Raw genomic sequence first — 9,693 nt, forward strand, 5'->3', positions numbered from 1 at the left:
TTAAAATTAAAAGCATGGAATACTTTATTAAATTAATGACGGGGAATTTGCTGCAGATCGGGAAATATCAAAAAAAGATAGCCAAGTATTAAAGTTTAAAAATATGGAAACACTAACTAAACTTCCAGAGCGAGCCCTGGAGTATTATATCAATGTCCGGCGCTGGAAAACTTACCTAGATTTCTTTAATCTGGAGGTTGTTTTTTTGAACCGTTTGATGGAAGAGCATTTTTTACAATTGTCTGGCGAGCAACGCATTAAGAAATTGACTCAACTCGGCAGTAAATTGTCTGCATTAGTTAATGAAAAGCATCGTATTAAAGGATTATTGGATCAGCATCTGAAGAATTTGGAATTGCTTGCAGAAGATTTGCTGCATGTTAGTTTGGATGAACTGTCGGAAAAACAAGCAGATTTAGAGTGTCGTATGACAGACCTAATTCATCAATATCGTGAAGTAAAAAGAGAGTTGTATTTGATAGTTGAAGAAATATTAGATGAACGCAAATTGTTAGTTAATTAAATGACTGATTAAAAAAGATTTTGACCTGCATTTTCTGCATATTGCTTTATAGTGAGATTGCGCTTCATTAATAAAGTTTCCATGTATCTCTTTAAAAAGAGATAATCTACAACTTTCCCTAAGATTCCTAATGGGGATACGTAAGAAAAAATATCAATCATATTAGTTCCCTTGCCTGCTAGTTCGAATTTATGGATATGCTCAAATGATTTGAATGCACCAGAAACCATTTCATCCGTAAATGAATTTGGTTTTTCAAAAGCGGTAACTTTAGAAGTTAATTCCTGAAAAAAACCAAAGTGTTTTGCTCTCCATGTGACAGATTCTCCCAGTTCTATCAATCCAGACATCCTACCGGCTATTACTCTTTCCTGGGTTTGTTGTGTAGAGATCTGATGTAAGTCAATACTTCTGGATAGATCAAATACAATAGCGGGTGTAGCTAGAATGAACGTGCTGAGATATAGTGTAGGCATGAGCACTGCTCAATTATATGGATAGGCAGATGTTATCTACAATGAAACCGTCAATGCAGCTGGATATAGCAGAACTGCAATCTGCCACTAATTTCGGCTATTTAATGGCTGTATTTTTATGGGTATACGGATTTATGAGCCCCATTTCAGGAATTATTGCAGATAAACTTAATCGCAAATGGCTTATTATCGGAAGTTTGTTTGGTCAGCGGTTACTTTTGCGATGGCTTATGCAACTAACTTTAATCAATTGTATGTACTCAGAGCTGTTATGGGGCTGAGTGAGGCTTTATATTTACCTGCCGGCTTGTCATTAATCGCAGACTTTCATGGGACTAAGACGAGGTCTCTTGCAATAGGTATCCATATGACTGGTTTATATATGGGGCAGGCACTGGGTGGTTTCGGAGCTACCATTGCATCAGCATATTCATGGCAGCAGACATTTCATACCTTTGGATTGATAGGGATATTGTATGCGTTGGTTTTAATTTTTTTCTTAAAAGAGAAGAAGAGTTTTGTTGCAGATTCTGGATCAGAAGATTTCATTCCATTGGGAATTAAAACTTCTTTATTTAAAGGTATTGGGTTGTTGCTTAGTAACGTTGCTTTCTGGGTGATCCTGTTTTATTTTGCTATTCCCAGCTTGCCGGGATGGGCGGTTAAAAACTGGTTACCTACATTGTTTGCAGAAACATTAAATATTGATATGGCAACTGCTGGGCCTTTTTCTACTGTTGCCATAGCGACTTCTTCCTTTTTAGGGGTAATCTTAGGTGGGCTCTTGTCCGACAGATGGGTACAAAAGAATCTGAGAGGAAGAATATATACCAGTGCAATAGGTCTTTCATTAACCATCCCAGCATTGCTCTTAATTGGTTATGGGCACACGTTTTTTCATGTAGTAGGTGCGGCTGTTTGCTTTGGTTTTGGGTTTGGCATGTTTGATGCCAACAACATGCCCATCTTATGCCAGTTTGTATCGGCTAAGTATAGGGCTACTGCTTATGGTTTGATGAACATGGTAGGCGTATTTTCTGGTGCGCTTATCACGGATGTATTGGGGAAATATAGCGAAGCAGGTACCTTGGCTGAAGGTTTTGTTATGTTAGCCGGAATGGTTGCGATGGCATTGGTTGTTCAGCTTTATTTTCTTCGGCCCAAACAGAATGATTTTACGGATGAATAAAAATGATCACAGATTAATAATAGATTTATAACACATACAAAAGAAAAAATGAACAGAATTACAATTATTTTATTAGCATTACTATTTTGCTTAAAGCTTAGCGCCCAGCAAAAGAATACCCCTGTATTTGTTTCAGGAAAAGAAGGATATAAGAGCTTCCGTATCCCCGCAATTGTAAATTTACCAAACGGCACCTTATTGGCCTTTTGTGAAGGCAGAGTGAACGATTCAGGTGATTTTGGAGATATTGATATTGTCATGAAGAAAAGCACGGATAATGGCAAAACCTGGTCTGACTTACAGGTAGTTGCAGAATTTGGGCACCTGCAATTGTGTAATCCAGCTCCGGTGGTGGATCTGACTGATCCAAGGTTCCCTAAAGGTAGAATTTTCCTGTTTTATAATACTGGTACACAGAGTGAAGGCGATGTCATAAACGGGAAAGGAATTAAACTGTGTATGTATAAAACTTCTACAGATGGCGGTCAAACCTGGTCTGATCAGGTGGATATTACCAGTCAGGTGCATCGCCCTAAGCAACCTTTGATAAGTCCAGCATATAATTTTGATGAAGATTGGAGGTATTATGCAAATACTCCTGGGCATGGGATGCAGTTCCAGTCTGGAAAATACAAGGGTAGAATTTTTATAGCGGCGAACCATACTGCCGGAGATAGGAAAGCCGGAGCTGGTCATTATGTAGCCCATGGTTATTATAGCGACGACCATGGTAAAACATTCAAACTTGGCAATAGCTTAAATCTTCCTGGAAGTAATGAGTCTATGGCCGCTGAGCTTTCTGATAGCAGATTAATGATGAATAGCCGCAATCAGAATGGCGACAAAAGGGAAAGGATTGTCTCTATTAGTAGTGACGGGGGAGCAAGCTGGGATACCACTTATTTTGATCCTAATTTAATAGATCCGGTTTGTCAGGGTAGTATTTTAAATATAGGTACTAAAAAAGGTAAAAATATACTGGCATTCTGTAACGCAGCAGATACCAAACGTCGGGACAACCTCATGCTTCGTGTTAGTTTTGATGAAGGAAAAACCTGGCAGGTAAATATTCCAGTTTATAAAGGGGAAGGTAAGGCTAATGTTTCTTATGCCGCTTATTCTGATTTGGTTAAGCTTAGCAGCAAGAAGATCGGAGTTTTGTTTGAAAAGGATGATTATTCAGAAATTGTATTTTCAGCGATCCAATGGAAATAATTAGAAAGTATTTATTTTTTGTTTTTTATTCGCATGAATTGTACTGGTAATTACACTAGGTTATTGACTAATAATGCAAGATTCGATCTTTGGAACGGAAGCTTTAACATAGTTAAACCGGTAGTCATTGTTTTGTATACTCCTGTAACGAAAAACAAGTAATATCGCATAATAAAGCCTAGAAAACTTTTTGACTAAAAACGAAACCCTGCAAATCAATTGATTTGCAGGGTTTTGATTGTCTTTTTTGTTGCTATTTCTAGTGATCCCGCTGGGATTCACACCTTTGTAAAAATCAACGGTTATTCATTATCTGGGAGGTTTTGGAATTGGCACTAACCGAATCACTCACCTTTAATTTGTACGTTTTTGCTGCAAATGCTATATTTTAAATATACATAAAATGTGATAATAACTGAGTTAAACTAGTTTTGGTTGTTTTGGAGATGCTGCTGTTTCGTATTTATAGTGTCTACTATCAAACCACTTCCACCGATATATTTCAAAGCCTAAATGTTTGTACCCACAGTTAAGTAATACAGGTTCAATCTCTTTGAAGTTGAAATAGCAAAACTGGATAAGTTCTATCTTTTCATTATTTTTTAGATAAACTATGATTTGTGAAAAACTGCGAATTTTATATGGTATTACAGAGGTGCTAAATCCAATGATATCGTCTTTTGTTATTAACCTAGTGGTATTCCTTAAATAATTGATTTCTTTTAAAAAGTCTTTTGTAACGGCAATTTTCTTAGTTTGGAGAAAGAATGATTTTGTAATTACATGACTATAGGAATAAAACAATATTAAGCCTAATAGAATAGCACCGATTTCTAGTGGGGAGCGTTCTGTGTCCATAATGCTTAGGACTAAATGGTAGGCAAATATGACAGTAATTCCCGATAGAAAAACGCAATAAATCAATCGAAAAATTGGAATTAGGAAGTTAAATTTAGGTTTAAATTCTTGGGACATTGAGCATTTCTTTATTTTGGAGTATCTTTTATTATGAATAGGATGGTAACTTAATTATTAAGCAGAAATTAAAGTAAAAGAATAAAGTAGTTTTTTCTGAGGTGAAGTGCTTGGTGTTGTTACGTACAAATGTAAATAATTATCTTCTAATGGAAAATTTTGAGGTGAGTGCAGACTTTTTTCAATAGGGATGGTGGTTAGGGTTAATTAAAAACAATGGGTAGTAAACAGCCTATATTTTTTATAACAAAACCGGATATTGAATCTATTTTAAAAGAAATAGAAGAAATTTTCGATATTCGATATTTTTTAATGGGGCTTTTTGATAGTCCTGAAATAATTCATCATAATTCAATATTTGATGACCCAAAAATTGGATTAACATCTTTTGTGATTGGAATCTTATTGATCGGTATCTGATTATTCCACAGATTAATGAAGTCGGTATTCGAGTGGTTGATCAAAAAAAAGGAGGAGTAAAATATGCTGTTGATTTACTAATTAATCCCAAAGGAATTGAATTGAAACTAGGAGGTATCTATGTTGAGAAGGGTAATATTATCATTGGAGGGAGAATTGGAATAACTTCCGATGATCCTTTTTCAATTAATTTGTATAATTCTTTTTCGAAGAAGATTAAGCAGAAATTTAAACGTATCGGCACATCGTATGTTGGAAAAGATGCAGAAGTTAAGCTAAACGCGGGTTGGCATTTGGTGACAAGTGTTAATTCGATAGAAGCATTTGGCTCATCCAGATCAAGAAATAACGAGGAAAATGAAAGTTGAGTACACATGCACTTACGGGTACTAAAAGAGAAATATTGACTAATTACATTATGGATATATGATTTAATTACTTGGGTAAATTACACTCAACCTTTAAGAAGTTGGCTCGTAGATCGAATAGCAGTACATAATATTTGAGCCATTATTCTTAGTGGTATCATTATTAAAGAGATAATTCAGAATACTAATTAAATTATGAAATAATTGCATCCTTTACAAAGGGTATTCTACCTTGTTTTTCGGTTATACTTGCATTTTTAGTTAGGTATAGTAGTAAAATGTTTTTATTAAAATTTAACATGCCTTTTTATGAATTATATAGCTGTATTAACCTATTCCCAGCAATTTAGCGAGAAACCTCCTAAAGATCCTTTGATCTTTATTCGACCTTACCCAACTGACTTTATCTTATTGAAGCTCTCGAAGATTAATGCCATCTTGTTCCAGGAAGGAGATGAGAAAACAGAAAGTATGAAGGTTCTGAAGGAGGTTATATATGTTGATACCTTTATGCAAAAGAAGAATTCCTGAGGGCGATTATGGATGGCCAACCAGACCACATGGCATTGTTTTCAGCGTCGGCTGTTTCCTTACTAATAAAGACATGCCTGGAGAATTACGTGGAGTATATTCCAGATTTGATTGTTAATTCCGCTAAATTATCCAGTGATCTTTTTAAGACACTTTTAATTTTTAATGAGCTGTATTATTCTAGATTTCAGGAACATGACTTGGAAAGCTTTCATGGAATGTTTCACCTAGAGATGATTCAGCAGAATCATCTCGGTAAAGGCATTTATGATAAGTTCACTGCTTTGATAAAAATAGGATTTATTAGCAAGTTTTTATCTGAACATGATCTGGTAAAGGATGAATGTCAGGAATTTTGTAGGTATTATGGTATTAATAATCCGTGGTTGTATGGTAAGTTCTTTCTGGAAGTTGTTGGCGCACCTTCTAAAAGCGATGAGTTTGTTAAACACGTATTAGACGTTAATGGTATTCCCAAAAGGTTGATTTCAGATTTTACGCTCGACAAAAATGAGCTTAAAAAGAAAGAAGGATTATCGCTGAATATGGATATAGTGCCTAAACCTTTTTACCTTTTGGGAGATGAACATCCAATTATTCTTGACTATAACTATTTTCAGTATGCAATTGAATATGGGGTGTTTTTTTCGTTTTATAACCAAACTTCTTTGAGAAATGGATTAAAGTTCAAAAATTATAATGCATTTAAAGGGTTTATCGGCTTGAACTATTTTGAAAAGTTTTTTGTTAGCAAATATATTCATGCAATTTTTAGCGAAAGGAATCAGAAAGTTATTAGTGAGGAATTATATCAAGATTTTATTGTTCGTTCATCAGCTGACAATATTTTTATTTTTGAGGTTAAAATGACTGATTTCAATATTAAAAACGTGGAGGCACTAGATTTTGAAGCTTTTAAAGATTTTATTGATCGAAACTTCTTAACTACCAAATCCTTATCTGGGAAAAATAAAGGAAGTACTCAAATTGTGAAACAAATGGGGCATCTATTAAGAGAGGATTCTCCTCTTGTAGGTAAGCTTGGTGTGAAATCAGCTAAAAGGCTGAACATTTATCCTGTTCTGATTTATTCAGATAATAATCTTGATATGGCAGGTGTTAACTTGTATGTGAACGAGCGGTTTGAGCAACATGTGAATGGCGTAAAGGGAGGCTTTCAATCAGTTAAGCCTGTGTTAATGATGAATGTAAATGTACTTGTTGAGTATTTTTGTCTTTTCAAAAGTGATACTGCCGTATTGACTGGCCTAATAGGTGATTATTTCAAAAGTATTGAGAGTTTAAAAAGAAAATACAATCGCAATAAAGAGCCGGATACATATATTCGGATGAATAAGTCATTTGCCACTTATTTAAATTCCCGTGTCACCAAAGATCAGTTGGGTAATAATCTTTCTGAGATGGGTAAGTTTTTTGATCTTAACACCAAAGGTGTCTTTGAATCTGCTTCTTAAAAGATATGAGTACAAATGCATTTCAAAGAGCAAGTGTCTATTAACTAAATGTAAGTATTTGCAGCAAATAAACACGAAATAAAATTAATATTCATGTATCCAACAGGTTCTACTCTGGTATAGGTGGAGAGAGGGGAATCGAACCCCTCAAGCCCGCATTTTGGAAAGATAGTATAACCTTGATCTGCACTTCACTAAGCTATCTTGGGGTGGTATTTCATGCCAATATCTCCGCTAAGGCTAGTTCAACCGCAAAACCCATGGCTAAAAGAGGGCTTTCCCTCTCTATGCCCCGAAAGAGCGAAAGCCTTCGTTTAGGAATGTATAGAAGTATCTTAATGATGCAAATAAGAGTAATATAATATCGTTATCTTGCACTTGCTAATATCAGCTATACCCCATTAACGTTACTAAGCTTATTCTATTAATAAATGGTTATTTAATTCAAAAAAGTTGTGGAAGTAGTTGGAATCAGTTCAGGTATAATCGAGGCGAAAGAACTTAATCATATAAACGCTAGCTTGGCTAAGTGGGATTTAAGTGCCGTAGAGGGCGAAGCTCTTTTTATTGGTTCTATGCACAGCAAGTATGCTCATGTGAAAATAAAGATGTATGCACCATCTGATGATTCTAGTAGGATTATCTGGAATGTACCGGAAACCGAGTTGCCTTTAGAATTCAGGGGTACAATTACCAAAGGACTTGAATTTTTTCTAGGTTACTTAGCAGGTATTAAAGGTCAATCTATATCATTAGCCTTCGAGATTAATGATGGAAGTTACCATCCTGTAGATTCGAATTTACTGGGTTTTAATCTTGTGACGACACGTGCGATCATTGATTGCTTTGACCCTGATTATTCTAAATTTGATGCTCAACGAATCTTCAGAAAGACATCTTTTAGAGGGCATGATGCTGGATTGTAAATTAGTTTATGTTGAAATATTATAATAATGAACTTTGACTAAATCTCCCCTTTCTCCTTGTTAGCACCAAATGAGAGAGGGGAGCATTTAGGATGCTGTTACCATTGAATTTGTTGATATCGTCTGCAACTTTTCAACATTATTACCGTAATCCTGTCAAGTCTAAACCTTTACTATTCCTTTCAAAATCTTGGAAAGATCATAATTAATTTAGATAAAAGATATGGTAATGCGCAATATATGCATGGTATTTCTGAACAACATATGAATAGGTTCATTCATTCAACAATAACAATTCAACGTAAGAAAACTCATATTAAAAATGTTGCATGTGAATTAATGGAATGTCTTGACGGGTTACCTTCACCAACAAATGTAACGCTCAATTTGAAGGATTATATGGCTCATTGTGTGGGGGGCATAGAGCATACGGTGAAATTTACAGTAGTCAAGAAGTGTTTTTTAGAATTGAAAAATTTAAATTATTCAAACATGGAAAAGCAATGATTATGAAATGTAAAATTTGTTGTTCTGCTGCTGATTTACCAAGTCTTTTAGCCCTAGGATACAACATAATAACTGAAGAAGATAATCACTTTTGGACGGAAACATATGCATTACCTACATATACGGTGAGCAGAGATGCCTATTATCAATTTTCAACTATTCTTAGAACAAAAGGAATTTGGTGCTACATTGGCAACGAGGGGTATACATTGTATATTTCTAATCATCCTACAAGTAGGTATTCGTCTGAAATGATTATCTATAATTCTATGTTTTTTCTTGGTTCTATAACGAGGTGTCCTCCATATATGTTTGACAGAATATTCTCAGATAAAGAACAGTGGCTCATGAGCGAATTCTTAACAACTCAGCCGAAACAATTTTTATATTTAGCGACTGCTTAAATTTTAGGTCAGAGTGTTTTAAAAGCTTATTCAAGTTTTTAAAACACTCTTATTTGGAAAATGAATAAAATTATCTACTATTGGTAGTGTGGTTGTGACAGCTCCTTTAATACGATCTTTAAGAAGTGTTCTATGCTCTCAAAGGCTACCTGTCAATTGAGAGTGCTACGGTGTTACAATACAACTGCCTTTCGTCACGTGTTCAACATGTCCCACTGAACTATCGTTAAACCAGTATAGGCTTCATCCTTGTGTCTGCCTTTCTCCCCAGCGATGCACTCAACGGCTTGGGTTACAATCCCTGCTGGTCGCAATTTCTGCACGTTTACCGTCTACCGTAATTCTCATGTAAATAGGGGTGTTGCCACTGATGTAGTTCTTTTGCTTTTTCAGATAAAAAAGCAGGCTGAAGTTCGTTTTCATCATTTAATGATTAAGGGTGAAACAAAAATAGCTTTGCAGTTTAACGGTTACAAGATGTTTAGTGTGTAACTACCTGTTCAGTAGTTAAATATGTGCTATTCGGTGAGTAGGGTGAATTTTCCAAATGACTCACCGAATCGCTCAATTTTTTATGAGAATTGGTGCAAGTTTTGGTACCCCCGTATGTCACGTCCTGAAATAGGTTGACATAAATTTAACCATAAAAATCCTTATCCGTTTATTCAGGTAGGGATTTTTTGT

At 35.2% G+C, this 9,693-nt stretch carries 11 protein-coding genes and 1 pseudogene; 9 read left to right on the top strand and 3 right to left on the bottom strand.

What is annotated here, in order from left to right:
* Positions 1 to 103: 103 nt before the first annotated feature.
* Positions 104 to 523, top strand: coding sequence for a hypothetical protein (locus tag K7X70_RS17390; protein ID WP_222538241.1), 420 nt, complete (start codon positions 104 to 106; stop codon positions 521 to 523).
* A gap of 8 nt (positions 524 to 531) precedes the next feature.
* On the opposite strand, the gene K7X70_RS17395 is transcribed toward K7X70_RS17390, so the two are convergent.
* A complete protein-coding gene (locus tag K7X70_RS17395; RefSeq protein WP_222538242.1) occupies positions 532 to 999 on the bottom strand; it encodes an SRPBCC family protein in 468 nt (155 codons plus the stop codon).
* Between the two features lie 53 nt (positions 1,000 to 1,052).
* On the opposite strand from K7X70_RS17395, the pseudogene K7X70_RS17400 reads away from it, so the two are divergent.
* Positions 1,053 to 2,188 (top strand): annotated as a pseudogene (locus K7X70_RS17400) (MFS transporter).
* A gap of 48 nt (positions 2,189 to 2,236) precedes the next feature.
* Positions 2,237 to 3,403, top strand: coding sequence for a sialidase family protein (locus K7X70_RS17405; protein WP_222538243.1), 1,167 nt, complete (start codon positions 2,237 to 2,239; stop codon positions 3,401 to 3,403).
* Between the two features lie 420 nt (positions 3,404 to 3,823).
* On the opposite strand, the gene K7X70_RS17410 is transcribed toward K7X70_RS17405, so the two are convergent.
* Positions 3,824 to 4,261 (bottom strand): hypothetical protein, encoded by a 438-nt coding sequence (locus tag K7X70_RS17410; protein ID WP_222538244.1) that lies wholly within the window; start codon positions 4,259 to 4,261, stop codon positions 3,824 to 3,826.
* A 333-nt stretch (positions 4,262 to 4,594) separates the two neighbouring features.
* Between K7X70_RS17410 and K7X70_RS17415 the strand changes: the two genes are divergently transcribed.
* The 6 genes from K7X70_RS17415 (at position 4,595) to K7X70_RS24570 (ending at position 9,009) form a co-directional block, all read left to right on the top strand.
* Complete coding sequence (locus K7X70_RS17415; RefSeq protein WP_222538245.1) at positions 4,595 to 4,798, top strand: hypothetical protein; 204 nt, start codon at positions 4,595 to 4,597, stop codon at positions 4,796 to 4,798.
* Positions 4,799 to 4,830: 32 nt separating this feature from the next.
* A complete protein-coding gene (locus K7X70_RS17420) occupies positions 4,831 to 5,166 on the top strand; it encodes a hypothetical protein (RefSeq protein ID WP_222538246.1) in 336 nt (111 codons plus the stop codon).
* A gap of 309 nt (positions 5,167 to 5,475) precedes the next feature.
* Complete coding sequence (locus tag K7X70_RS17425) at positions 5,476 to 5,697, top strand: hypothetical protein (protein ID WP_222538247.1); 222 nt, start codon at positions 5,476 to 5,478, stop codon at positions 5,695 to 5,697.
* A gap of 8 nt (positions 5,698 to 5,705) precedes the next feature.
* Positions 5,706 to 7,172, top strand: a complete 1,467-nt coding sequence (locus tag K7X70_RS17430) for a hypothetical protein (protein WP_222538248.1) — start codon at positions 5,706 to 5,708, stop codon at positions 7,170 to 7,172.
* A gap of 455 nt (positions 7,173 to 7,627) precedes the next feature.
* Positions 7,628 to 8,098 carry a hypothetical protein gene (locus tag K7X70_RS17435; protein WP_222538249.1) on the top strand — a complete coding sequence of 157 codons (471 nt, stop codon included), beginning with the start codon at positions 7,628 to 7,630 and terminating at the stop codon, positions 8,096 to 8,098.
* Between the two features lie 509 nt (positions 8,099 to 8,607).
* Positions 8,608 to 9,009 carry a YaaC family protein gene (locus K7X70_RS24570; RefSeq protein WP_222538250.1) on the top strand — a complete coding sequence of 134 codons (402 nt, stop codon included), beginning with the start codon at positions 8,608 to 8,610 and terminating at the stop codon, positions 9,007 to 9,009.
* A 279-nt stretch (positions 9,010 to 9,288) separates the two neighbouring features.
* Here the strand turns inward: K7X70_RS24570 and K7X70_RS17445 are convergent, their stop codons facing one another.
* Positions 9,289 to 9,432: an Arm DNA-binding domain-containing protein gene (locus K7X70_RS17445; RefSeq protein WP_222538251.1), complete on the bottom strand. Its 144-nt coding sequence runs from the start codon at positions 9,430 to 9,432 to the stop codon at positions 9,289 to 9,291.
* Positions 9,433 to 9,693: the final 261 nt, after the last annotated feature.

Origin of the sequence: Pedobacter polysacchareus (genome assembly GCF_019802255.1) — a bacterium.
GTDB lineage: Bacteria > Bacteroidota > Bacteroidia > Sphingobacteriales > Sphingobacteriaceae > Pedobacter > Pedobacter polysacchareus.

What these genes read in the sequence shown, in the direction of transcription:
- K7X70_RS17390 (WP_222538241.1), top strand. Translation starts at nt 104, where the DNA reads ATGGAAACACTAACTAAACTTCCAGAGCGAGCCCTGGAGTATTATATC.
- K7X70_RS17395 (WP_222538242.1), bottom strand. Translation starts at nt 999, where the DNA reads ATGCCTACACTATATCTCAGCACGTTCATTCTAGCTACACCCGCTATT.
- K7X70_RS17405 (WP_222538243.1), top strand. Translation starts at nt 2,237, where the DNA reads ATGAACAGAATTACAATTATTTTATTAGCATTACTATTTTGCTTAAAG.
- K7X70_RS17410 (WP_222538244.1), bottom strand. Translation starts at nt 4,261, where the DNA reads ATGGACACAGAACGCTCCCCACTAGAAATCGGTGCTATTCTATTAGGC.
- K7X70_RS17415 (WP_222538245.1), top strand. Translation starts at nt 4,595, where the DNA reads ATGGGTAGTAAACAGCCTATATTTTTTATAACAAAACCGGATATTGAA.
- K7X70_RS17425 (WP_222538247.1), top strand. Translation starts at nt 5,476, where the DNA reads ATGAATTATATAGCTGTATTAACCTATTCCCAGCAATTTAGCGAGAAA.
- K7X70_RS17430 (WP_222538248.1), top strand. Translation starts at nt 5,706, where the DNA reads ATGGATGGCCAACCAGACCACATGGCATTGTTTTCAGCGTCGGCTGTT.
- K7X70_RS24570 (WP_222538250.1), top strand. Translation starts at nt 8,608, where the DNA reads ATGAAATGTAAAATTTGTTGTTCTGCTGCTGATTTACCAAGTCTTTTA.
- K7X70_RS17445 (WP_222538251.1), bottom strand. Translation starts at nt 9,432, where the DNA reads ATGAAAACGAACTTCAGCCTGCTTTTTTATCTGAAAAAGCAAAAGAAC.